Origin of the sequence: Streptomyces sp. NPDC059008 (assembly GCF_042749045.1) — a bacterium.
Lineage (GTDB): Bacteria > Actinomycetota > Actinomycetes > Streptomycetales > Streptomycetaceae > Streptomyces.
Genome location: NZ_JBHYJC010000004.1, coordinates 107,574 through 130,371, shown reverse-complemented (window position 1 = coordinate 130,371; position 22,798 = coordinate 107,574). Strand labels below are relative to the sequence as shown.

Here is a 22,798-nt window from a genome sequence, read left to right as displayed (position 1 = left end):
CCGCTCGGGCTCCGCAACGGCAGCTGACGGTCCGCCGCGGCCCGTTCGGCCCGGGTACGGCCGCCTGACGGTTCCCTACGGCCGGTACCGGCACTCCCGCCCCGCCGGCCTCCCCCTCGCACCCTGCCGTGCGTGCGATGCCCCACCCCCTCCCTTCCTCGCGCCCTTCCCTCCAGGAGGCCCCGTTGACGCCCCCAGCCATCTCCACCAACCCCGCCCTCCGCCCGCACCGCATCCCCGCCGACGGGCTGTACGAGGGGCCGCGCCTCCTGCGCCGTACGCCCGACGGCTGGGAGGACCGCCCGTACGAGCGCTTCGAGGTGGTGCCGCAGGCCGCCACCATCGGGGCCGAGATCCGTGGGCTGGACCTGTCCCGGCCGCTGCCCGCGGCGCTGCGTACGGAGCTGAACCGGGCCCTGCTGGAGTGGAAGGTACTGTTCTTCCGCGGGCAGCATCTCAAGCCCGCCGCCCAGCGCGAATTCGCCGCCAATTGGGGAGAGTTGGAGACCAATCCGCTCCTGGCGCAGGGGGATTCGAAGGATGTGGTGCGGTTCGACAAGGCCGCCGGCGGGGTCCCCACGTTCGAGAACGTATGGCACACGGATGTCACGTTCCGGGAGCGGCCGGCGCTCGGGGCGGTGTTGCAGCTGCGCGAGGTCCCACCTGCCGGCGGGGACACGATGTGGGCCGATATGGCCGCGGCATACGACAATTTGCCTTCGAAAATCCGGACGCGGATCAATTCCGCGCGTGCGGTGCACGACTATCTTCCGGGCTTCGCACGCTTCTACTCAGAGGCTCAACTGGCCCCATTCCAGGCCGAGTTCCCGCCAGTCGAGCATCCGGTGGTGCGCAGGCACCCGGAGACCGGGCGACGGATGCTGTTCGTCAACACCTCCTTCACCACCCGGATCGTGGGACTGGCCGAGGCCGAGAGCGACCGGCTGCTGCGGATGCTGTTCCAGCAGGCGCACGTACCGGAGTTCCAGGTGCGGTGGCGCTGGCAGGCGGGGGACGTCGCGTTCTGGGACAACCGGGCCACCCAGCACTACGCGGTGAACGACTACGGGGCGCACCGCAGGGTGGCCGAACGGGTCGCCATCGCCGGCGACCGCCCGTACTGACCCGGTGCGCGCCGCCCCACCGCCCGCCGCGCGCCGCGCACGTCGGCCACCCGTACCCCGGCTCGTATCCGGCTCGTACCCGGCTCGTGCGCCGCGCCCGCCGCTACGCCGCGCCCACCCCCTCCGCCGAGCGCGCCCCGCGCAGCAGGGCCGCGCCCAGCGGGGTGAGGGTGTGCAGCACCGCGTTGCCCTGCCGCAGGGTGGTCAGCAGGCCGGCGTCGCGGAGGACGGTCGCGTGCTGGCTGGCCGACGCCAGCGAGACGTCGGCGCGGCGGGCGAGTTCGCTGGTGGTGCAGCCGACGCCGATGCCCTGGAGTATCGCGGAACGGGTCTGGCCGACGAGCCGCCCGAGGGAACGTTCCTGCGCGGCGTTCGGCGTGAGACGGGGCGACTGGTGCTCCACGGGGTAGACCAGGACGGGCGTCAGGTCCGGGTTGTGGAAGGTGACCGGGGTGCGGCGGCAGAAGTACGACGGCAGCAGAAGCAGGCCCCGGCCGTTGAGATGGAGCTCGCGGTCCACCGGGTAGTCGGCCTCCAGGACCGGTGGGCGCCAGCGCATCATCGGCGGCAGCGAGGCGAGCAGACAGTCCGCACCGCCGTCGAGCAGGGCCCGGCCGCGGGCGGCGCGGTCGGCCTCTATGCGGCCCTGGACGCGCGCCCAGTACGGGGCGACCGCCGCCTCGTAATAGCGCTGCAGTACGCCCGCGAGGCGGCCGAGGGCGCGGGTCTCGCCGTCGGCCATCGCCCGTATCCACGCGGGGAGCGGGCGGGTCGTACTGGAGAGCCGGCCGAGCTCGTCGTGGAGCCGGGCGGCCGGCGTCTCGCGCAGCGCGGCGAGCGCGTCGGCCATCCCCAGGAGCCCCTCGGCGGGCGTCAGGAAATCGGGAAAATAGCCGCGCGTGGGCACCAGCGGCGCCAGCAGACGCGCTTCGCCATTCAACCTTCCGCGCGTTTCCGATCGCCATTTGCCGAACGCCGAATCGTCGCGTCTGTCACGTAGTCGATGAAAGCTTAAGACCGTCTCCCACAGTGCGTCCGGGCGCGCCGCAATGCGCACACGGGCCAGATCGAGTCCACTGAAATGGACGCGTAACACCGAACCCCCACCTCTGGTTTCCTCAGTCGGCCCCCGGCACGCCTGAGTATGCACGCCAACACGCGCGGTCACCATGCCCTTTTGGCCAGACTTGAAAAGTGTCGCGCGACCAGGCGGCCGGGCGGAATGCTGTACTCAATTCGACGGCGGCACGAACGGCCCGGATTGCTCGATCCCGTGGGGGGTGATGGGCAAACAACCGGCCGCTCGACGGCCCCGCCGAAGGCCGCCTTCCCGCGCCGACCGGGGTGGCGGCAGCTCCCGAGGGGGGAGTCCGGAGAAAGCGTGGGCGGCACCTCCGCACAGGTGCCGCCCCCGCCCGGGAGCCCCCGGGCCACCGGCCCCTCGGCAGGGCCCGCTGCGGCCAGGTTGCGGACGTTTCCGCACGTCAAACCCTCCCCACTCGACCGAGTGAACTCCCCCACTCGTCCGAGCGAGTTCCGGTGACCACCCCGCGTGGCTGCTGCGACGCTCTCCGCGTGCAGGAGCCAACGCTGCCCGAGCCAACGCTGCCCGAGCCACCGATGCGCCGGCCACCGTGCACAAGCCAACTCTGCTCGAACATCGCGTCCTCAAGAAGGAGTCGACCCGTGAGCGTTCGCCGTTCCCTGCCGGCCGTCCTCGGCGCCGTGGCACTCGTCCTCGGCCTCTCCACCGCCGCCGCACCGTCCGCCGCCGCCGACCCCTGCGGGTTCTACGAGACCGGCAGCGACGCGTTCTACAACCACTGCACGAGCGACGGCTCGCACGTGGTCATCAAAGTGAGGGTGGCGTTGGCCCCGGACTACGAGCGCTGTGTGGGCCCCGGCAGGTCGTGGCTGGGCTCGTCGAGCAGGATCCAGGGCGCGCACTACGTCAACCGCACCTGCTGACCACGGCATGGACCGCGACATGACCACGGCATGACAGCGGGCCCGGGGGCAGCGCGCCCCGGGCCCGCGACCCAGCGCAAGAGCGAGGGCGGCACCTCCGCACAGGGTGTATGGCTGGCTTCCTGACCTGGGAAGCCAGCCATACGTCACGCCCCCAGGGCACTCTCAGGGCACATCGCTCAGGACTGCTTCCATCATGTCGGCCGTCCGATCCGCCTCCGCCTCCCACAGATGCGTGTACACGTTCAGCGTGATCGATGGCTTCGCGTGGCCGAGGCGCATCTGAACCTGCTTCGGCGTCGCCCCGTTCTTGATCAGCACGGAGGCGTAGAAGTGGCGCAGATCGTGAAGCGTAGCGCCCTCGGGGACACGTACCTTGCTGCCGGACTTCGCCAGGTAGGCGTTCGCCCGCTCGATGTTGCGGGCCCACAGCTTCGCCCAGCTTCCGCGCCGGATCGCTCCACCCGTCTCGCTCGTGTACAGCAGCCGAGCATGGCGCCACACGGGCTTACGCGGGTTCGTCCGGTCCTCGATGTGCACGACCTTGGGCGGGTACTCCTTGCGATGCCGCTCGATCTCGTCGACAACAGACTGCCCCTGGGGAACCCCCCTGTAGCTCTGCTTAGTCTTCGGCTCCCCCAGGTACGGCACCCCCTTGTCGGGGCCGATCAACTGCTGCTTGACCGTGACGGTCTTGGCCGGCTCATCGTCTTCCAGGCCGAACAGCTCGCCCTGGCGGAGTCCAGTGGAAGCCGCCTGCCGCACCAGGGCCCGGTACCTCGGGGACGCGGTGACGATCAGCGCCTTTACGGCCTCAGGGTCGAGCGGGTGGATCTCCGGATAGAACACCTCGGGCGGCTTGAGGCCCTCCCACGGGTACTTCGGGATGATGCCCTCTTGGTGGGCCATCTTCAGGATGCTGGTGCAGACGTTCCAGGGCGTCGCGAACGTCGACGGGGCGATGACCGCGAACCGCTCTTTGATCCACTTCTGTCCGTCTGCCCGCTGGATGCTGCCGATCTGCCGGTTGCCGAAAGTCGGGTAGATGTGCAGCCGTAGGGCCCGCTCGACGTTCGTCTCGGTCCGCTCGCGATGTACGGCCATCTCCTGCCAGCGCTCAGCGACTGCCTTGAACTTCTGCTTGCCAAGTTCCCGGTTCACGAACGTGCCGCCGTCGAGTTCGGTCTTCACCTTGGCGGCCCGGGAGTCCGCGGCCGTCCTCTTCTCGAAGTTCTCCTTACACTGCTTGCCGGACAGATCCCGGTAGCGCACCTGCCAGCGCTTCCCAACTCCGTGCTCCGTGCTCGGGTACACGGGCGCTGTCTTGGTGCTGTGTGCTTCGCACGGCTCGGCATCGGCCGGCGGTCGGGCCAGGTGCCAGCGGTCATACACGTCAGCCATCAGTCCCCTTCCCCCCAGAGCAAGCCGAGTCAGCCATGAAGTGGCGTCCCTTCTGATGTGGTTCATTACCGTTTCGGGTCATGCTGCGCATCGGCCTCCGATCTCTTCAGCGTCGTACCTGTCGAGCGCTTCGGCGTCGTACAGAACATGTCGACCGCGCCTGATGAAGCACTGTGGGCCGGTTCCGGCGTAGCGCCAGTAGCGGACAGTCGCGGGCGACGTGCGGTAGCGCTCGGCGACTTCCGCAGTCGTCAAGTACCTCTTCATGACGCCCTTCCGTTGAGAAGCCTGACGAGCTTGGGTGCCTGACCGCCGGCGCGCATGCGGTAGAAGGCGGCGCGGCTCATGTCGATCTCTCCGAGGACTTCGGGAAGCTTGAGCATCTTGGGCTTGGACACGTCACTGTCTCCTTCGACGAACGCTCGGGGCGCCGCTGCTCTCTTTTGAGTTGGAGTGACATTGCTGTGGGTCGCGGCCCATCGCGACCCAAGGCTGTGACCTGCGGTTTTGCCGGGCCTGTGTGCGGCCCATCGCGGCCAAACTTTGAGCAGGGCGGGCCGCGATGGGCCGCGGTTGTCCTGCGGGGAATCCGCAGGACAGCCGTATTGGGCCGCGATGGGCCGCGACCCGACGGATTGTGGAATCAACAACCGCTGAGGGTGATGCCGCTGTAGGTAGCGATCCGCTCGCCGGAGGCGTCGCGTGGGCGGGTGCGGGTGAGCTGTGGGACGACGGAGAGCAGGTTGCGGCCGAATACCTGTTTGGTGCCGGGGCGAACGTTGTTGTCCTCGGCCCACTCCCGCCAGACGGTCCACAGCGCATCCACGGGCACGCTGCACGCCGGGCCGGTGGCGCACCGTTCACGGACGAACGCGGAGGTGGGGGAGGCGGTGTCCTGCATGGTGGCGACTGCTTCGCGGCTGCATGCGGGTTCGGTGATCCGGCCCTTGGCCTCCAGCCGGGCCAGTCCGTCCAGGGCCCAGTTCAAGATGCCGGGCATCTCGGCGACGAGCCGACTGAACAGGGTCGGGTCTTCCTTGCCGAGCCATGACACGGTCATGTTGAGCAGCACGAACCGGCGGGCGATGACGCCGGAGGAGTCGCCGAAGTGCGGCAGTTCGTTGGAGAGGATCACCAGCCGGGTGGGCAGCTTGCCGGTCCACACTTCGCGGTACTTGCGGTCGATGTCGATGGTGTCTTCACCGGAGATCGTCAGCAGTCGCTCGACCACCTGACTGTTGTCGTTGCCGGCCAGCCGAGCATCGGCGATGACCGCCAGCGGCTTGCCCACCAGCGTCGACAGCCCGAAGTTCGTGCCGAGACCGGCGAGGGTGGGCCCGGCGAGGTTCTCCTTGCCGACCAGCTCCTTCAGCACCCGGGCGATGGTCCCCTTACCGGAACGGGACGGGCCGACCATGAGCAGGATCTTCTGCTGGTCGGTGCGGCCGGAGAGCACATAGCCGAACCACTCCTGAAGTGCCTCGATGGCATCGGGGTCGTTGGGCCAGATCTCGTTCAGGAACCAGTGCCAGGTTGGCGCGGTCGCCTGTGGGTCGTAGTCGAAGGGGACGGAGACCAGGTTGAAGAAGCCGGGGCCGTGCGGCAGCAGCTCACGGTCCCGGATGCGCAGGAGCCCGTTCTGGCACGCCACGATCGGGGTGCCGTCCTGCTCGGCGCCGCCCTTGCCGAGCCAGGCTGGGGCGTCCACCTCGGTGGGCAACAGCGTGATGGCGCCGAGCGCGTCGAGCAGGTTGCCGATCTTCTGCTTCGTCGGTGCCCAGTCCCGCAGCTCGGGCTGTCCGTCCTTGCCCGGGGCGCTGAAGGTGGCGTGCTCCAGCCGCCGGTACATCGACGCGCGCATCTGCTGCTCGTCCAGCTCCCGCCAGCAGGTGCCCGTCCAGCGCATCCACGAGCCGCGCCAACGCCGGCACCGCAACTGTCCGTCCTCGGTCTGCCAGCCCGGCAGCAGCCGCCGGGCAACGGCCATGGGGTGGGAGGGGGCGGGCAGCTCCTCGGCCGTCATGCGACATGCCTCCTTTCGATCATGCCGGTGTGGCGGGTGCAGGCCTTCTTGTGCCGGGCGTAGTCCTCAATCAGAGGCACCACGGCGTCGCGGCTCTTGGCTCGGCGCTGGTAGCCGCACGGGCAGGCCGCGGTCACCGAGATGTGCCATTCCGGCTCGGCGACGATGTGCAGCCCGTAGAACACCGGCTCGGCGCCGCGCTGGGTGGCCTGGCGCGGGTCAGGACGAAGGGCATGAACGGACGCCCTGCGGGCGGCGCCCTCCGGCGCACCACTGCCGGACGGGGTGCGCGCCGGTTCGGCGAAGCTGGGCGTGGTGGGGGTGGTGGAGGGGCTCTTAGTGGGGAGATGTGGGCGGGCGGTCATGCCGTCCTCCGGCCGCTGCTGTTGTGCTGGATGGACCAGTTCAAGGCGCTGGTGAGGGCCGAGCGGTACTCGTACGGCTTCTGACCGGCCACTTCCGCCCCCCTACTAAGAGCCACCTCAACCTCCGCGCGCCCGAGGTCGCCGGACGCGACCAGTCGCCCCAGGGCTCGTGCGGCCCGGACCAGGGCCGCATTGCGTCGACCTTCGGGGGCGGAGGCGACGTTCTCTTCCTCGTAGCGCAGCGCAGCGTCGGCGTAGCGCCCAACTCGGCTCGGCGCCACGGCATTTACGACCTTTGCGGGCTTCTGAGGGGGCTTGAGAGCGTCCAGGAGCCATCCGGGCAACGGAAGTACCGGCGCGGTGTCCACGACCGCGTAGGCGCCGCTGTGGACGGCGCTGCCGGGGGCGACCACATATCCGCCCCATGCCCGGGTGTCGATCAGCGGCCCGAGCATGCCGGCAGTGTTCGTCAGCCGGACTCCGGCGGGCGCGGTGAAGTACAGGTGCTGCCCGCCGCTCGCAGTCCGCACTGTACGGGTGGTGGGGACGGGGTGGTCGGTGCGCTCGCAGAGCGCCTGGAAGGTCGTCACGCCGCAAGGCGTGTCCCCATTGCTGTTCGTCTTGGGCATGTCGAGATCGATGACGACCAGCCCGGACGGGCCGGTGGCGATGCCGACGTTGAACGGGCCGTGCGACCAGGCGGCGCGGATGCGGTCGGGGTCGGTGGTGGCGCGCTGCTCCCACTTGCGGTGACCGCCGGCGCAGTCGCCCATGCCGGGGCAGGACGCCTCACCGTGGAGGGCGGGGCGCTTGTCGCCGGGGCGGAGGGGGAAGACCGCCCAGCCGTTGGCGGCGGCCTCCAGCGCGGCGTTGAGCTGTTTCGTGGTCATGCGGCGGTCCTCCATTCGAGGGGTGCGGGGACGTGGGTGTCGAAGAGGGTGTTGTAGGCGTGGTGGGCCTGTTGGGGGACGACGCCGTTGCCGAGGATCTTGAGTTGTTCCTTGCGGGGGATGTCGGGCACGGCGGTGACCCAGCCGGCGGGCAGTCCCATCAGCCACTCCGCGAAGGCCGGCGACAGGCGACGGTTGCCGCGGGTTCCGGGCTCGGTGGGACAGGGCGCCGGACGGCCGGTGACGTGCTCCCAACGGCGGACGGCGGGGCCGTAATCAGTGCCGTCGGAGGCGACCCAGCGTGCGTCGAGGCGCACGGCCTGGCCGGGCAGGTAGTAACGCCCTGCGGTATCACGCTGGTTGGGCCCGCCGTGCGGGCCGTCGGAGGCTTTCGGGGTGGGCAGCAGATTCACCACCACCTCGTTGAGAGGCTGGGAGTTGCGTCCGAGGAGGTTGGAGGCGCCGGACTTCCAGTCCCGGGCCGCGGGCGTGGGCAGCAGCCTCAGCTGCTCGGCGGTGCCGGCAGGCGGGTCACCGCGGTACGCAGGTTCAACCCACCCTTGGGCTTCGGGCTGATGCCGGGGCCGCCAGTGCCGTCGGAGGTGGTGGGGGTCGGCATCAGCGGGATAGGCGACGGCGAACCAGCGGTCGCGCGGGTGTGGGGCGCCGACCTGGGGGTCACCAGCTCGTAGACATGTCCACCGCGCGTCATACCCGAGCGCGGCCAGGTCCGCGGCGACGACGTCCAGCCCCCGGGAGCGGAGCGCCGCCACGTTTTCCAGGAACACGAGGCGCGGTCGAAGCTCGCCCACAGCCTCAGCAACGTTCGTCCAGATGCGCGAGTACTGCCCACGGATTCCGTCCCTTCGTCCAGCGTTGGAGATGTTGCGGCAGGGGAAGCCGGCCCCGATCACGTCCGGCCGGTACACCTCGCGGACCTGCTGCCAGTCGACGCGGGTGATGTCGCCCAGGTTCGGCGCTCCGGGATGACGTGCGGCGAACACCTTCGCCGCGTGAGGGTCGCTCTCGGCGAAGGCGGCGACCAGGCCGCCGGTGCCGGCGCGGATCGCTGCTTCGAGTCCGCCGTAGCCGGCGCACAACGCCAGCAGGCGGGGCGGCGAGTGGGGGACTCGCCGGATGTGGGTGGGTTGAGTCATGCTGGAGACCTCCACAGGTCTGATCAGGACTGGAGACCAGGGCGGGCCGCCTCACGCCAATGACTGCGGCCCGCCCTAGCCATGGCTAGGAGGGAAGTGCTGTGGCGGCGCTTGCGCCCCAGGTGACGGTCATGGCGCAGGGGCTCATGCGCTTGCCGGCACCGGCGTGGATGTCCTCGTGTGCGGCATCGCGGACGGCGTCGCACACCAGCCGGCCGTCCGGGGCGAGCGTCCAGCCGTCGTCGTCGCTCGCGGTCACGTACTCGACTGCTTCTTGGGGGGTGTCGAAGTGAGGGGTGAATCCGTCGGAGTCGGTGGTGCCGCCGCACAGATCACATGCCGCGACGTAGCAGGCAACAAGGCGAGTGGCCATCAGATGTGCTCCCTGCTTGCCCACATGGCGTACTGCTGACGGACGTAGGCACGCGGGTCGTAGCCGCCGGGCGCCTGGTCCAGGTCGAGCAGGTAGGCGGCCGTGCCTTCGGCTACGTCGGTATCCGTGGCGCAGCCGTCTTCGCACAGTGCGATGCGGTCGAAGGCGGCGGCTTTGCGCAGGTAGTACTCACGGCACAGTTCTTCTTCCCAGCCGGCCTCAGCCGCGGTGCGGTTGAGCCAGTCCAGCTCCTCGTCGATGCTCGGCGCGTCCGCGTACGCCTCGTCGGGCGTGGGCCACGTCTGGGCAAAGCCCGGGGCCGCTTCGTAGGTGTCGGCGGCCATGTCGTCCAGCTTCAGGAGCAGTTCGCCGAGCTGGTGGCGGGTGATGTCGCGTGTGACGGGGACGAGCCAGCCTGGGCAGTCCAGTTCCACGGTCACGATCTCGTGATGGTCGAGGGTCATGGCGATGTCCTCCTTAGTGGCCGGTGATGGCGCGGGCGATGGCGGTGGTGAGCTGGTTGATGGTGTGGCGGGCGTCTGTGTTGGCGAGGTAGAAGCCGAAGAGGACGGCGACGACGGCAGCGCCGATGCCGAGGGACTTGTAACGGAGCAGCAGGGCGAGCAGGACGCCGAGGATGACGACGAGGGAGAGCGTTATTGCCACGGCAGGGCCTCCTTGCGGTTGGTGGAGCGCGTGTGGGTGCGGGTGCCGGCGCTGTGGACGCGGCGGGCGTGGTTGTGCAGGCGGCGGCCGAGGCGGAGGCGCTTGCCGTGGGTGCGGCAGCGGCGGCAGGGCTTGCCGCGCTTGACGGCGCCGGTGCGGGTGCGGCGCAGGCGGTAGCCCACCCCGCGGCACTTGTGGCAGGTGCCGAACGGCTGGATGGCGCACAACGCTGCGTAGCTGCCGAGGGCGATGAGCAGCAGTGCGGAGCTAGCGGTGAGCATGAGCGGTCAACTCCCGTTCCGGGGCGGTCTTCGGGGTTGGGCCAGGTCAGGCGCTAGACGCTAGGTGCCTGATCACAGGCCCTTTGGGGTGCTAGCGGGGGTGCTAGACCTAGCAGCGCGGGCTGCTAGGTCTAGCAGTGCTGCTGGGGTCAGGCCGCGGCCCGATCGGCGTCACGGCGAGTGATGGCGGCGGTGATGTCGGCGCGTTCGATGCCGCGCCGGTTCTTGCCTTCGCCGTCGTCGGTCTGGCCCCAGACCTGCCCCGGCTTGATGCCCCAGGGCTTGAGTGCGGCGGTGACGTTCTCGCCCTTCCAGCCCTCGTACGTCTCGGGCCGCAGGTCGACCAGGCGGGCGGCGATGCGCTCGCACCACACGGCCTTCTCGTCGGCCCGGATCACGGCCAGCACATCAGTGAGGATGTCGGCGCCGGCGGTCTTCTCCGGGCCCTTGCCGAGGGCGTGGCCGGTGACGTTGCCGTAGTCCTCCCGCAGCTTCCTGGCGCGGGCCACGACGGTTTCGGCGCCGACGGCGTCGACGAACGCGGAGGCGACGATGCGGGGCTCGTCGCCTTCGCCTGCCATCCAGCAGATGCCGCGGTCGGAGCGGGAGAACATGGTGGCGCGGTAGCCGGCCTTGTACATCGAGGTGCCCAGCACCATGTCGTTGGCGGGCTGGCCCATCACCTTCAGGCAGAACCGCAGGACGGCGTTGGCGGAGATGCCGGTGGGCAGGGACTTGGCGTCCGGGCGCTGGGTGCCGAACATCGCCACCATGCCCAGCGCCGGGCCGCGCTTGGTGATGTCGACGCAGATCGCTTCGATCTCAGGGCCGTACTTCTCGTGCTCGAAGGGGATTTGGCACTCATCCGCCCCGATCACGATCGGGTGCAGGCCCAGCTTCTTGTCGCTGGCCAGCTCCGGGGTCACCTTCGACTCCGGGCACCGCGACCGGGGCAGGGACTTGATCACCTTCGCCCGCCGGCGCAGCTCCTCCCTTAGCTCCCTCAGCGCCTGGACGACGTAGTCGATGTCCTCGTCCTCCTCCCCGGCCCGGTAGCGGTGGCAGACCGGCTCCAGCGCGCCGAAGTCGCCGGTGCCCTTGAAGTCGAAGGCGTAGATCTCGGAGCGCGGATCGAGCGCCGCGATGAGCAGGAGCAGCCGCATCAGGAATGTCTTGCCCATGCGAGGGATGGAGCCGACGACGACCGAGGCGAACATCAGCGTCACGGCCACGTCGCGCATGCGCTGGTCGTTGCCGAAGGTGACCGGCTTGAACAGGTCGACCTGCCCGGACTTCAGCAGGGGCCAGGCGGGTTTGGTGGTCTCGTTCATCGGCTTGTCCCCCACCCACAGGATCAACCGCCCCTCGTGCTCGGTGGGGTCGGGGGAGGGCCACACACAGCCGACCTTGCGGCGCAGGCCGGACGCGAGCGGCTTGCGGGCCTCCATGATGTCCTCCGGCGTCACGCCGTAGGGCAGGTCGAGATCGGCGCGGTAGCCGGGGCCGTCGCGGACGATTTCGCTGGTGAAGCGCATGCCGTTCATCTCGCCGCCCTTCTTGATGGCGGCGGTGATGCGGGCGTTGCCGATGCTCTCCAGCCCCCGCAGCACGATCGTGCCGGTGAGCTTCTGCACCTCGGTCTTGAGCACGGCCGGGCCGACGACGGGGGAGTCCGGCTGCTGGCCGGCCATGCCGAGCAGCAGGACGCCGCCCGCGCCGAAGGCGTAGAGGAGGGCGGGGGCCATGACGTAGAGCCACAGGGCGAAGCCGGTGCCGAAGACCAGCGCGACCAGGGTCACGATCCCGCGCAGGCGTACGCGTCCGGCCCGGAGGCGGGCCAGGCGCATGTACTCCTCCACGTCCTCGGTCTGCACCGCGTAGGCGCGCAGCGGGGCTGCTTCGCGGTCCCAGATCCATCGGTTGGTGGAGGCGATGAACCGGCAGGTGCCGCGCGGGGCCATCAACGCCCAGCGCGCGGCATACACCGGCACGCGAACCCCGTGGAACAGGGAGGCGTAGCCGAGGTTGGCGCCGGTGTGGCGGGCGGCGGCCAGGAAGTCACGGCGGTTGGTCAGCCATCCGGCCAGGACCGGCTTGCGCTTCTCGCTGACCACGCCCGGCTTGGGCAGGTTGGGGTTGTCAACCGCCGGCGGCGCGGCCGGGGTCTCGTCATCGTCGGGGGTGTCCGGTACGGCGCGCAGGTGCGCCGTGGGGGCGGTGGTGTCCGTCATGCTGTACGTCCTGTCTGCGCATCGTGCGGGGATGGGAAAGGCCCGGGGCGGTCGGTTCGCCTGGCAGCCATCGGCCGCCCCGGGGCGTCGTCACTTCGCGGCAGTGCCGCGCTTCTCGCGCTTGCGGGCGCCCTCCAGGACGCCTTCGACCGCCGCTTCCAAGTCGCGCTGGTAGACGTGGTCACCGGCCAGGCCGCGCTTGGCCATGCGGGTGACGTACCAGGCGACCTTGGTCTTCTCGGCGGGGGTGAGCTTGGGCTCGTCGTGCCGTGCCATCGGAGGCTCCCGTCTGGGCCGGGGCTGTCCCGGCTCCCCTTGCCGCCCAACCAGGGCAGTTGGGGCGGCGCGGGCAGCCGTCAGCCGCGCTTGCGACGAGCCTTGGCGAGGTTCTGAGCTGCCGACTTACCGTCCGGGCCGCCGACGGACTTCACGACCGTGCCAACGCCCCACGCGGCGGAGACCAGGACCAGGGCGAGGAACCCCAGCGGGACCGCCGCGGAGGTGAGCAGGGTGACGACCATTGGCCCGAGGAAGACACCGGCGACCACCGCACCGCCCCCGATCCCGGCGCCGAGGGTGACGCGCTGCAGGGTGCGGTCGGGCGGGGCCTGGTGGATGTGCTGCACCACGATGGGCTGCTGGTCGTAGACGGCCGGCGTGCCGATCGGTTCGGGCCGGTAAACGGGCAGATGAGAATCCCGCGGGACGGGAAGTTCGTTGTCGAACTGGTAGCGGCGCGCGGTCATGTCAGCCCTTCCTGCTGGTGGCGTGGAGTTCGTGCGTGTGGCACAGGGCGGGGTCAGGGGCAGCCGGCCGGGCCGCTGCGGAGGTTGCGCAGTCCCGGCAGGTCGCGGGGGCGTCCTCGGAGCCGAGGCAGACGGACAATTCCAGGTCGTCCCACAGGCGGTGCTCCAGGCGGGCGCCGCAGGTGGTGCAGGGCTGGAGCAGCGTCATGACGTATTCGTCGGTGCGCGTCGCGGTGTAGTGCAGGAACGTGTTGCCTCCGAGGTAGGCGACGGCGGTCGGCTGCAACTCGCCCCACACGGGCCGATCCACGCTCGGGTAGCCCTGCCACATCTGCCGGGTTACGACCTGCGCAAGCGTGCCCATGAAGGCGAAGCCGACCATGTCGTGCGCGTCCCGCTCTACCGCGGTCCGCTCGCCCGCTTCATGCTCCCGGCGGGCCTGCTCGCGGGCCGCTTCCTGCTCGGCGAGGTGACGCTTGTGGGCGGCGCTTCGCTCGGCCGCCAGGACGATCAAGTCGGGCAGGACGTTGGGGTTGTCGGTGCTGGTCACTGTCTCTCCCATCAGGTTGCGGGGATGGAGCTGGAGTCGGTGCAGGGCACGCACAGGCCCAAAGAGGTGGGGATGGTGTAGCCGCGGTCGTGTTGGCACCGTGGGCATGTCCGGCGGGCTGCAAGCGCTTTGGCGAGGGCCGCCCGTTTCGCCGGAGTCATCGGCCGGACCGGCTTGGCCTGGTCGGTGCGGTAGAGGTAGGCCGTCAGCGGCTCCCGGCGACGCCGGGGGCGCAGGAGTTGTGCGGCTACGCCTTGTCCGCCGGGGCGGAGTCCGCGGGCGCGGAGTTGGCGGCGGGTGGCGTAGCCGTCGGGGGCGAGCTTCCACGGGTAGGTGGGGATGCCGAACCGTTCGCCCGTGGGGTCGAAGCAGTCGGCCAGGCTCAGCCGCATCACGCAGCCTCAGCGGCTTCGGTGCGTTCAGCCCGCAGGGTGTCCCGCAGCTCCCGTGCCTTGGCTGGTGCGGTGCGCACCGCCTTGCGGATCGCTTCGGCGGTCAGGTCGTCGGTCGGCCAGTCGGCCGTTGCCGATCGAGCCTCGTCGAGCAGCTGCGCAGCGGTCCGCTTGGGTCGAGGCGATCGGGCTGCCTGCGGTACGCGACCCGTCGCCCTGCGGCGCGGCTGCACATCGGCCGCCGCAACCACCCTGACCGGCGGATCGATCGCCTCACGGATGCCCACAGGATCGGGGGCGGGCACGGTCGATTCCGCCTCGATCGGCGCAGGGGCCGTAGGGGTCGATTCCTCCAGCTCAGCGATAGACCGATTTACAGCACTATCGGGCGATTCATCCGCATTCTCAGTGGCCTTAGGCGGCTGCTGGGCTGCCCGCATGCGCACGGCGGAGGCGGCTGCCCGCTTGTGCAGTTCCGGCGTCATGGTCGGCTCATCGCAGCCATGCACGATCGACCACGCCCGCCCCCACGCGTCCTCGGCCGACAGCGCGCCGAACGGGGCGGCGGAGACGAGTCGATTGGCGACGCGACGCACCTTGCGGTGATGGCGACGACGCCGGGAAGCGTGCCGCCGGCGGTCACGATCCTCACTGCTGGCGACTGCTGCGGCGATCGTCGAGACCCATTGCCGAATCTCGAACACCGCCGGCCCCAGGATCGTCACCGCCGCCAGACCGGCGCCGACCGTGGCAGCGTCGGACCGCGTCAGGCCGTGGCCTGCCAGGGAGAGGCCGTAGCCGTAGTTGATGTACGCGGCGAATCCGGCGCACGCCACGACCAGGCAGCGCAGCGTCCAGCGCACCCAGCCGGGCAGGTTGCGCGCATCGGCGTAGGCGACACCGGCCGCCATCACCCACGCCGCACCCTCCAACGCCAGCGGAAGCGGCAGCAGCATCGGGGAGATGCCGACGAAGTGGAGGATCTGCGCGGGCAGGGACGCCAGCCCGGAGGCGAGGACCAGGCCCAGGGTGCCGCGGCGGTAGATGTTCTCCGGCGTCAGCACCGCCGACCGAGCCTCGGCCCGCTCGCGACGGCGTTCCCGCCGCGCGGCCCGATCGGCCTCCCGGTCCTGCCGGGCCTGCTGCCTCAGCCGCGCCGTGCGCTCGTCCGCCGTGCGCTGCCGATCGGCGCGCCGTTCGTCGGCCGCCGCAGCATTCAGCCTGCGCTGCTCGGCCGCGGCAGCCTGGTCGGCGCGTTGCTCTTGGCGGTAGGTGCTCAGGCTCACGACCCACCACCCCACGCGATCACCGCAGCGACCACCAGCAGTCCGCCGGCAACGCACGTCAGGTCGATCGCGCGCTTGAGCCTGCCGAACTTGACCACGGCGATGCGGGACAGGGTGGCGATGTGCGATGGGCGGTCGTCCTCGCTCAGCGCGTCGCGGATCTCGTCCGGGGTCAGGGTGGCCCAGCGCGGGAAGCCCTGCGGCCGGGCCCCTCCGAGGTTGGGCCGGACCGTGTACAGCAGCAGTCCGGCCGCAGCCAGCAGCACCGCCACCCCGACCGCACCGACTCCGATGGCGACGGTGGGCAGGTGGACGCTGGTCGCGGCCGTCCAGGCCCCGGCGAGCATCGCGCCGATGAACGCCAGCAGCAGCGACGCCTTGGTGTCGGTGCGGGCCAGTTCGGTCTTGACCTCCGCGTGGGCGGCGGTCAGCGCGGTGTCCTGGTAGCTCATGCCCCCACCTCCGGCACGAACGCCGTGGCGGAGGTCAGGTTCGCCAGCTCCCGCCGGGCGGCCAGCACACGGCGCCGGGCCCTGCGCAACCGGCGCTTGTCCAGCTCGGACGGCACCCGGTCCAGCAGGGCGATCTGCACATCCAGCAGTTCGACGCCGGCGGAGATGAGCGGCATCTCAGCCTCGATCGCCTTCAGCTCCGCGTCCGTCGGCTCAAGGTCGGGGTGGAGGGTGGTAACACCGTTCTGAACAGGAACGATGATGTTCATTGGGTCGTGGCTCCTTTGGCGAGGAACGGCCTGTCAGCGGCCCCGGGATTGCGCCCCGGGGCCGCACGCCGTTCGGGGGCGGGTCAGGCGGTGGTGATGAGCAGCGCGGCGACCAGCAGCCACAGGTGGTGGAAGGAACTGGTCCAGCGCGTAGGCGCCAGTCCCAGGTGGGCGGCCGTGCGCCTGACAGTGAACGGCCCCTTTGGTTACTTCGGGCCCGTGGTGTAGATCGGCCGCCCGTCAGGGGTCCGGTCCAGCAGGGTCGGGCTCTCGTCCCCGAGGTACACCTTCTGTCCGGAGGGGGTCTCGTCCAGCAGGGTCGGGCGGTCGTCGTTGTCGTCGTAGTAGCGGGTCATGGTTTTCTCCCTCTCTCGCGATAGCGAGATCGTCTGTGGAACCAGCGGGCTTCCGGCTCCCCTCAACCCCGCCCGTACGAGCAGCCCATGGAGGGCGCCCGGACGGGCGGAGGAGGCAACCGGCCGCGGCAGGGCCGCGGTTGCTCCGGATGAACCACGCGTCACCTCGCGGGTGATGCCGTGGGTGGTGCGGAAGAAGTGACGCGATGGGCGTTGCTGCCTGTGCCGGTCCAGCGCGGCAGCGCCCTCGTACTTCGATGCGTCATAGGTGATCTCCTCTCGTATTCGCGCGTTCTCTGGCCGCTTCTCGCACCCTCCCTGGGGATCGCGCTTAGTCCCCCCACGTCTGAGGGGCGCCAGCGAGGCCGATCGCGCAGGCCTCGTCCACTGTTGAGTTGGGAACCAGATCGAAAGTGACGCTCCATCTGGTGCGCACCAGATTGGCATCTGGTGCGCACCAGAGTCAAGGGCTTCGTTATTCCGAGCGGCGGTTGCCCGCCCTGGCGTGTCTCCAGAAGACCGGTCCGGGGTGGGGGGCCGGTAGCCAACAGGCCTTAACCCCAAGCCTGTTAACCCCTGTTGACCTGCGGTGTTGTGGGGCATGCTGGGGTGGTCAGTGAGCGGACCTATCGCCGGGCGGTGGCCTGTGAGTACAGGACTTCGGAATGCGCGGACAGCGCGAGGCTGGTCTCAAGAGCGCCTGGTTCGCGAGATTGAGCAGTACGCCCGACAGCACGTCACGGATGTTGCCTCGAAGGCGAGTTTGCGTGTGTACGTGTCTGAGTGGGAGAACGGCAAGCGCAACATCTCGGACCGCTATGCGGCGATTTTGCGGAAGCTCCTTGGTGTCACCGACAAGGAATTGAGGGGCGGCACGACCGACGTTGCCCCGTCTGGGGCCGACGGGTACGACGAGCTACTGAGCAGGATCGACGCAGCTAGCAGCGTCAGCCAATCCATGGTGAAGGCGTTCAACGACCAGACCGAGCTACTGCGAACCATGGACCGCCAGTTGGGCGCCTCTGCCCTGGTGGACCAAATGACGGGTCACCTCGCAGCCCTCGAAGATGCGCTGAACTTCGCGGTCCTGCCCAGTGCACGGCGGCCTGTTGCGCTTGCGCTGGCGGGAGCGTCGACGCTGGCCGCATGGCAGGCAATCGATGCCGGGGCAGTCGAGCGGGCTTGGCGGCACTACGAAGTTGCGAAGCGGGCAGCACGCGACGCTGATGATCGCATGTACCTCACGCACGCCATGGCAGAGCAGGCGTACGTGCTCTGCGAGGCCGGCCGGCCAGGACTCGGCCTTGAACTGGTCCGGGACGCGCAGCGCACCCTTGGCCGGGATGGCTCTCCCCGTTTCCGTGCCTGGCTATACGCCGCGGAAGCAGAATTGTGCGTCCATGCAGGACTGCCTGATGACTGCCGACGGGCGCTCGACGCTGCTGCCTCTAGTCTCCCGCCTGGCCAGGAGGCCCGCGATCCCGAGATGCTGAGCATCTTCCTCAACGAGGCTCACCTAGCCCGATGGCGCGGCAACGCACTTGCCCTGCTCGGTGATGAGGATGCTGTGCGTAGCCTGTACGGCGCCCTGGAAGTGGCCGATTCTTCCTTCGTGCGAGCGCAGGCGGGGCTCCATGCCGACCTCGTACAGGCTCACTTGGCGCGAGCCGAGTACGAGGAGGCGAACACCCACCTGAGGCAAGCGAGGCTGTTGGCGAGTCGCACGGGCTCCGTGCGCCAACGTCGTCGCATCGACCTCCTCAGCGCGCGGCTGTAGCTCCCTGCGTGCTGCGGCTGGCCTGGATGTGGAGCAGAGCGACGAGCGTGCCGGAGCCCATCAGCTCGCCACGAGCCATCAGGTTCGGAATGTCGGTCAGAGGTACCCACGCGATGTGGCCGGCTTCTTCAAGATCCGTCGGGTCGCCAACATGCTCAGCTCCCTGTCCCACAAAAATCTCGTGAGGAGAGTCGACCATGCCGACCATGGGCTGATAGGTGACGACGTGCTCGACTGATTTCGGCCGCCAACCCGTTTCCTCCACGACTTCCCGTACCGCCGTTTCCGCGGGGTCTTCTCCGGCATCCACGATGCCGCCCGGCAGCTCCCATCCCCACTGCTGCGGGACGAAGCGGTACCGGTACATCATCAGCACGCGGTCCTGATCGTCCAGAACCGCAGTCACGGCGACATGGTTGAGCTTCACCACGTGATGTTCGAAGCGCTCCATGCCGGGCGGCTCCACATCCCAGAGCTGGAGTTTGACCCAACGATTGTCGTAGACATCGCGCTCACCATGAATACGCCAGGGCTCCAGCCCCTCAGGAGTCTTGATAACGGCACTGGGCACTCGATACGAGCTACGGCCGCGAACCTCCAAGGCGCCCTCTGCCACGAGGCGGGCCAGCACTTGCCGGAGTGCCGTCCGCCCAATGCCGAGTTCATCCACGAGCGTGCGCTCTGACGGCATCTTGTCGCCCGGGGCGTACTCGCCTGAGGCGAGCCGTGCACGAATCGTCTCGTAGACCTTGGCTGTCTTTGGCCCCATCCGCAGAGCACTCTCCCTCGTGAGGTGGTGCGCACCAGCGTAGCGGGCCATCCCCCCTCCCCCACCGGACTGGGTTGTACAGCTCAGCATCGGCGGCGAAGGGCAACCCATCGCTGTACACGTCGGCGGATGCCGAAGCGCCGGCCGACGCGCTCGCCCCATCAGCCGGGACCAAGCCATGCGCGCCGTTACCGAAGGGGGGGAGCCGTGCGCCCTATGTCGTCCTGACACCGAGCTTGGGCTTCTCTGAGCTCGTCGGCTAGCCCGCCTAGAGCAGCGCGCCGCCCGCCCGGCGCATAGTGGCCCGCGCTGCGACAGTGGCGGACCGGCGGGAGGCTGGAGATATGGTCACCAGCTTGCCGCCCAGAGCAGTGTGGACCGGGGCGATCACATTCGGTCTGGTCGTACTGCCCTGCCGCCTCTATGCGGCAACCGAGGAGCACCCGGTCCGGCTCAGGGAGATCCACAAGGCCGACAACGGGCCCATCCGCCACCGGAGAGTGTGCGAGATCGACGGCAGGAGGTTCCCTACGAAGATGTGGGCCGCGGACATGAACTCGCTGGTGCCGGTGTGGTGCCCTTGTCGGAGAGGGACCTGGAGCGGCTGCCACTGCCGACCCGCCACCAAGTCAACGTCCTGGGCTTCGTGCCGGCCGACGACATCAACCCCATCCGGTTCGCCAAGCCCTACTTTGTCGCGCCGGACGGCGAGACCGCCCAACACGCCTACACCCTGCTCGCCGCAGCCCTCACCCGGTCCGAAGCCGTCGCTGTCTGCAAGGTGGCCATCCGCACGCGCGAGCGCCTGGCCGCGCTCCGACCCCGACACAGCACGCTCATCCTGCACACGCTGCTGTGGCCAGACGAGATACGCGAACCCCACGGACTGGCACCCACGACGCCAGTGACCGAGCGGGAACTCCGCCTCGCAGTCCAGCTGATCGGCGAACTAGCCGGAGTGGACACTGACGAACTGCACGACCAGTACCGCGAGGCTCTGGAACAGCTCATCGACGCCAAGACCGCCGGCGGACAGCTTGAGCCCCCGCGCACGCCACAGCCGACCGAGAATCTGCTCGCGGTCCTAGAGGAATCCGTACGGTCGGCACGCCATGGACCGGGCGGCGGCCACAGGACGTCCTGAGAGTCGCGTCGAAGCCCCGATGGTTCACCCGCCAGCCCCCTGCGCACCCCCGCCATCCGTCAACGGATAACCCAAAGAGCGAAAAAGCGCTTCGATCCCCCCTGTTGACATTTTGCGGTCCACTTGCTCATTTCTTTGAATTCCCCTCGGTGAAGCCACTTCATCTTCGAGCGAATCAGGATCACCCTCGTAAATCGATCCATGATTCTTGAGAACTCTCCGCGACTCCAGCAAGGAACATTCGAAGAGATCCTCGAGATCGTCAAGATTTTGCATCCAATTAGAGTTGTACGGGTCATCCTCGATCCGAGAGCTAAATTCCTCATCGAACGCCTCCAGGTGAAAAATGGAAGCGGCTGCCTCATGGAACCCGAGATCCTTAAACAAGTATGGGGACTCTATTATGACACCGACGAGATCGAACCAGTACTCGCTTGGCCCGAATACCCGCAGAGCCTCCGCGTCCCAGGCACCCCATGCCTCTCGGATTGCACCGCGCAATACTTCAATATGCCCAGACCAGGGGCCTGAGAACTCCCTATACCGTGTCAAGCTGCGAAACTTGCCATAAATCTGCTCGACTGCATCCATGGACTCATGGAAAGAACCCATGTCCGTATCCGTTAGCAGTTCCATGAGTTTGCCGATGTTGGACTCAAACCAGCCGTCAAGACCAAAGTCGCCGACCTCTTTAGCAGCATAGCGGTCCGCGTGATAAACAACCATTTCGATGAAGGTCGAAAAAAGGTCAACAAAGGCGTCGGTAGGAAACGTGAGGACACCCCTTGGGACGACATCAACCCCCTCAAGTCGCCTATCCCACATCGCACGCATGGCGATCAAAAGCGGCTGGGCACACTCGTCCATAGAAGTCCGCAATGAATCATCTTCCACGGAAAAAAGAGAAGGTTGGTACTCAAGCTCCGGCGCCCTTCCTCGCTCGCAAAGGATTTTTAGATCCTCGAAGGAACATACGTGTTTAATCAAGTCAAGACAGACGAGTGGTTCGCGCGCAAGCAGCCGGACTAGAAAATCTCGCTGACTTGGGTCAGCAAGCGCCAACACGTCATACCCGTTCGTATATGAGCGCTCAATCCACGTGCCAACGAGCCGCCCAATCGCATTCCCAAATTCGGTGGGCGAGTAGTCCTGGAGACGCTGAGTCAATGTCTCACGCCTCACCCCCTGCGAGTCCGACACAGCAAGGGTAGACAGAAGTAGCTGCTCAAGGGGGGAGAACGTATTGAACGACGTTTGCCAAACCTGTTGCGGGTCGTCCAGTGCTTCGTGGAGTTCATTGATCAACTGACGCCCTGAGGTGAAATGACGCCTAGCTGTAACAAGCTCAACTATGCGGGGTGAATAGTTTTGATGGCCGGATACGCCACTCCACCAGTCACCATTAGCCAGCTCGCGCCTAGCACGCTCATCCACAACCGCGACATTGACGTGATTGAAGAGAATCCTCGACTTCACCTCAGACGTAAGCCGCTCCACAGCGATGACCGAATTCGGCATATGCTCAAGCACCATTTTCGTGGCATCACTGAAGCGCCGCGTGTCGTGCAGCACCTGCGATCGGCTGGTTACCACAGCAACCTTGCCTCTAGTTTGAGCTCCATTCGCGGTGGAGTTCTTTTCCAGAATCGTCGTCAGGAACTCTGCAAAGTCTTTGTCATAGTGACTAGTAGCATGGTCGTGCAGTCGAGTTTGCCCCCACGCGTCATCGAAGAAGAATATAGTAGGAGTATCGTCTTCGAGCCATTCCCACCAACTGTCCACCGTTCGGGGGTCGACGATTACTCGATACCCTCGCCTCCACCACTGCAAAATTAGATATTCTGCGACAGCGGTCTTACCAGCTCCGGGCGAACCGGCAATAAGTACGACACCCCTGGATTCCAGTGCCCTATCAGCCCGGTCGCAGACCTCATGGTGGACGAAGCGAAGGTAATTCTGCTGGATGCGCCGGGCTCTCGACTGCCCTCGAAGGAAAACACCTCCGGCAAGCATTTGCTTAATCGCTAACGAGGACTTGATCCATAGCTTAAAGTGCCGACGCTCTAACTCGGGGTGCAACGCAAGAAGCGCGTTAAGCCACCCCCTACCGTGGACCTCAACCGTCGCGGCACACCCGGAAAATCCGGACCGCAGCTCCTCTTCCACACCTGGGGTGATGTCGGCCGATGTAATGAATATGTACCGCTGAATGGGATCCTTGAATTTTGACAGCTTATCGCGTTCTTTTGCTGCCAAGCTCTTCAGCTTGGCGCGCGAGGCATCTGGCGTATGCTTGCACTGAGCAATGTGAAGCGAGCCGTCTTTACGGGCTTTGAGGTCGATCCCGCCGTCGGGACCTACTCTGTAAGTAGAAAAGGGTGAATTTTCATTCGCAGAGAGCAGGTCACGGATTAGTGCCTCAAAGTCGTAGGGGGAAAGATCTTTGAAGTCGTAGTCAGGTGAGGTCACTCGGCGACTCCCCCTTCCACGCACTGATCCCACACACTGCCGCCCCCCAACGCCCCGAAGCTCATCCCTGTGCCGGCCTGCAAGGACGGGTTGCTGGCCAGCCCCGTCA

27 protein-coding genes and 1 pseudogene are annotated in these 22,798 nt (G+C 67.8%); 5 read left to right on the top strand and 23 right to left on the bottom strand.

Features of this window, described 5'->3' with window-relative positions:
* Positions 1-137: 137 nt before the first annotated feature.
* Positions 138-1,124, top strand: a complete 987-nt coding sequence (locus ACFWZH_RS08360; protein WP_384427014.1) for a TauD/TfdA dioxygenase family protein — start codon at positions 138-140, stop codon at positions 1,122-1,124.
* A gap of 103 nt (positions 1,125-1,227) precedes the next feature.
* Here the strand turns inward: ACFWZH_RS08360 and ACFWZH_RS08355 are convergent, their stop codons facing one another.
* Positions 1,228-2,064 carry an ArsR/SmtB family transcription factor gene (locus ACFWZH_RS08355; protein WP_384427012.1) on the bottom strand — a complete coding sequence of 279 codons (837 nt, stop codon included), beginning with the start codon at positions 2,062-2,064 and terminating at the stop codon, positions 1,228-1,230.
* Positions 2,065-2,810: 746 nt separating this feature from the next.
* On the opposite strand from ACFWZH_RS08355, the gene ACFWZH_RS08350 reads away from it, so the two are divergent.
* A complete protein-coding gene (locus ACFWZH_RS08350) occupies positions 2,811-3,092 on the top strand; it encodes a DUF6355 family natural product biosynthesis protein (protein WP_384427010.1) in 282 nt (93 codons plus the stop codon).
* 165 nt (positions 3,093-3,257) lie between these two features.
* Here the strand turns inward: ACFWZH_RS08350 and ACFWZH_RS08345 are convergent, their stop codons facing one another.
* The 20 genes and pseudogenes from ACFWZH_RS08345 to ACFWZH_RS08250 form a co-directional block, all read right to left on the bottom strand.
* A complete protein-coding gene (locus ACFWZH_RS08345; protein ID WP_384427008.1) occupies positions 3,258-4,493 on the bottom strand; it encodes a tyrosine-type recombinase/integrase in 1,236 nt (411 codons plus the stop codon).
* Positions 4,494-4,571: 78 nt separating this feature from the next.
* Positions 4,572-4,760: a helix-turn-helix domain-containing protein gene (locus tag ACFWZH_RS08340; protein WP_384427006.1), complete on the bottom strand. Its 189-nt coding sequence runs from the start codon at positions 4,758-4,760 to the stop codon at positions 4,572-4,574.
* 5 nt (positions 4,761-4,765) lie between these two features.
* Positions 4,766-4,891, bottom strand: a pseudogene (locus tag ACFWZH_RS08335) (excisionase); the annotation flags it as partial.
* 245 nt (positions 4,892-5,136) lie between these two features.
* A complete protein-coding gene (locus ACFWZH_RS08330) occupies positions 5,137-6,516 on the bottom strand; it encodes a phage/plasmid primase, P4 family (RefSeq protein ID WP_384427004.1) in 1,380 nt (459 codons plus the stop codon).
* A complete protein-coding gene (locus tag ACFWZH_RS08325) occupies positions 6,513-6,881 on the bottom strand; it encodes a hypothetical protein (protein WP_384427002.1) in 369 nt (122 codons plus the stop codon). Before ACFWZH_RS08325 ends, ACFWZH_RS08330 begins: the two co-directional genes overlap by 4 nt.
* Positions 6,878-7,771, bottom strand: coding sequence for a bifunctional DNA primase/polymerase (locus ACFWZH_RS08320; protein ID WP_384427000.1), 894 nt, complete (start codon positions 7,769-7,771; stop codon positions 6,878-6,880). The genes ACFWZH_RS08325 and ACFWZH_RS08320 overlap by 4 nt, the downstream gene beginning before the upstream one ends.
* On the bottom strand, positions 7,768-8,928 hold the full coding sequence (locus ACFWZH_RS08315) for a DNA cytosine methyltransferase (protein WP_384426998.1): 1,161 nt from the start codon (positions 8,926-8,928) through the stop codon (positions 7,768-7,770). Before ACFWZH_RS08315 ends, ACFWZH_RS08320 begins: the two co-directional genes overlap by 4 nt.
* 85 nt (positions 8,929-9,013) lie before the next feature.
* Positions 9,014-9,301 (bottom strand): hypothetical protein, encoded by a 288-nt coding sequence (locus tag ACFWZH_RS08310; protein ID WP_384426996.1) that lies wholly within the window; start codon positions 9,299-9,301, stop codon positions 9,014-9,016.
* Positions 9,301-9,765: a hypothetical protein gene (locus tag ACFWZH_RS08305; protein WP_384426994.1), complete on the bottom strand. Its 465-nt coding sequence runs from the start codon at positions 9,763-9,765 to the stop codon at positions 9,301-9,303. Before ACFWZH_RS08305 ends, ACFWZH_RS08310 begins: the two co-directional genes overlap by 1 nt.
* A gap of 13 nt (positions 9,766-9,778) precedes the next feature.
* The gene (locus tag ACFWZH_RS08300) at positions 9,779-9,967 is read right to left on the bottom strand and encodes a hypothetical protein (RefSeq protein WP_384426992.1); all 189 of its coding nucleotides are present in this window, start codon (positions 9,965-9,967) and stop codon (positions 9,779-9,781) included.
* Complete coding sequence (locus ACFWZH_RS08295; protein ID WP_384426990.1) at positions 9,958-10,248, bottom strand: hypothetical protein; 291 nt, start codon at positions 10,246-10,248, stop codon at positions 9,958-9,960. Before ACFWZH_RS08295 ends, ACFWZH_RS08300 begins: the two co-directional genes overlap by 10 nt.
* Before the next feature lie 149 nt (positions 10,249-10,397).
* On the bottom strand, positions 10,398-12,479 hold the full coding sequence (locus tag ACFWZH_RS08290) for a cell division protein FtsK (protein ID WP_384426987.1): 2,082 nt from the start codon (positions 12,477-12,479) through the stop codon (positions 10,398-10,400).
* A 90-nt stretch (positions 12,480-12,569) separates the two neighbouring features.
* Positions 12,570-12,755 carry a DUF6257 family protein gene (locus ACFWZH_RS08285; protein WP_384426985.1) on the bottom strand — a complete coding sequence of 62 codons (186 nt, stop codon included), beginning with the start codon at positions 12,753-12,755 and terminating at the stop codon, positions 12,570-12,572.
* Between the two features lie 80 nt (positions 12,756-12,835).
* A complete protein-coding gene (locus ACFWZH_RS08280) occupies positions 12,836-13,225 on the bottom strand; it encodes a DUF6251 family protein (protein WP_384426983.1) in 390 nt (129 codons plus the stop codon).
* Position 13,226: 1 nt separating this feature from the next.
* The gene (locus ACFWZH_RS08275; protein WP_384426981.1) at positions 13,227-13,775 is read right to left on the bottom strand and encodes a hypothetical protein; all 549 of its coding nucleotides are present in this window, start codon (positions 13,773-13,775) and stop codon (positions 13,227-13,229) included.
* An 11-nt stretch (positions 13,776-13,786) separates the two neighbouring features.
* Positions 13,787-14,167: an RRQRL motif-containing zinc-binding protein gene (locus ACFWZH_RS08270; RefSeq protein ID WP_384426979.1), complete on the bottom strand. Its 381-nt coding sequence runs from the start codon at positions 14,165-14,167 to the stop codon at positions 13,787-13,789.
* The gene (locus ACFWZH_RS08265; protein WP_384426977.1) at positions 14,167-15,453 is read right to left on the bottom strand and encodes a hypothetical protein; all 1,287 of its coding nucleotides are present in this window, start codon (positions 15,451-15,453) and stop codon (positions 14,167-14,169) included. Before ACFWZH_RS08265 ends, ACFWZH_RS08270 begins: the two co-directional genes overlap by 1 nt.
* Positions 15,450-15,905, bottom strand: coding sequence for a Pycsar system effector family protein (locus ACFWZH_RS08260; protein WP_384426975.1), 456 nt, complete (start codon positions 15,903-15,905; stop codon positions 15,450-15,452). The genes ACFWZH_RS08265 and ACFWZH_RS08260 overlap by 4 nt, the downstream gene beginning before the upstream one ends.
* Positions 15,902-16,174: a DUF6284 family protein gene (locus tag ACFWZH_RS08255; protein ID WP_384426973.1), complete on the bottom strand. Its 273-nt coding sequence runs from the start codon at positions 16,172-16,174 to the stop codon at positions 15,902-15,904. The genes ACFWZH_RS08260 and ACFWZH_RS08255 overlap by 4 nt, the downstream gene beginning before the upstream one ends.
* 206 nt (positions 16,175-16,380) lie before the next feature.
* Positions 16,381-16,530 carry a hypothetical protein gene (locus ACFWZH_RS08250; RefSeq protein ID WP_384426971.1) on the bottom strand — a complete coding sequence of 50 codons (150 nt, stop codon included), beginning with the start codon at positions 16,528-16,530 and terminating at the stop codon, positions 16,381-16,383.
* 769 nt (positions 16,531-17,299) lie between these two features.
* Here ACFWZH_RS08250 and ACFWZH_RS08245 point away from each other — a divergent pair.
* Positions 17,300-18,307 (top strand): XRE family transcriptional regulator, encoded by a 1,008-nt coding sequence (locus tag ACFWZH_RS08245; RefSeq protein ID WP_384426969.1) that lies wholly within the window; start codon positions 17,300-17,302, stop codon positions 18,305-18,307.
* Here ACFWZH_RS08245 and ACFWZH_RS08240 read toward each other — a convergent pair.
* Positions 18,291-19,076 (bottom strand): GntR family transcriptional regulator, encoded by a 786-nt coding sequence (locus tag ACFWZH_RS08240; protein WP_384427331.1) that lies wholly within the window; start codon positions 19,074-19,076, stop codon positions 18,291-18,293. The genes ACFWZH_RS08245 and ACFWZH_RS08240 overlap by 17 nt on opposite strands.
* A gap of 49 nt (positions 19,077-19,125) precedes the next feature.
* Here ACFWZH_RS08240 and ACFWZH_RS08235 point away from each other — a divergent pair, with 49 nt between their 5' ends.
* Both ACFWZH_RS08235 and ACFWZH_RS08230 read left to right on the top strand, forming a co-directional pair.
* Positions 19,126-19,326 (top strand): DUF6233 domain-containing protein, encoded by a 201-nt coding sequence (locus ACFWZH_RS08235; protein ID WP_384427329.1) that lies wholly within the window; start codon positions 19,126-19,128, stop codon positions 19,324-19,326.
* Positions 19,327-19,449: 123 nt separating this feature from the next.
* Complete coding sequence (locus ACFWZH_RS08230) at positions 19,450-20,220, top strand: Ku protein (RefSeq protein WP_384426967.1); 771 nt, start codon at positions 19,450-19,452, stop codon at positions 20,218-20,220.
* Positions 20,221-20,244: 24 nt separating this feature from the next.
* Here the strand turns inward: ACFWZH_RS08230 and ACFWZH_RS08225 are convergent, their stop codons facing one another.
* Complete coding sequence (locus tag ACFWZH_RS08225; protein ID WP_384426964.1) at positions 20,245-22,689, bottom strand: restriction endonuclease; 2,445 nt, start codon at positions 22,687-22,689, stop codon at positions 20,245-20,247.
* Positions 22,690-22,798 lie beyond the last annotated feature (109 nt).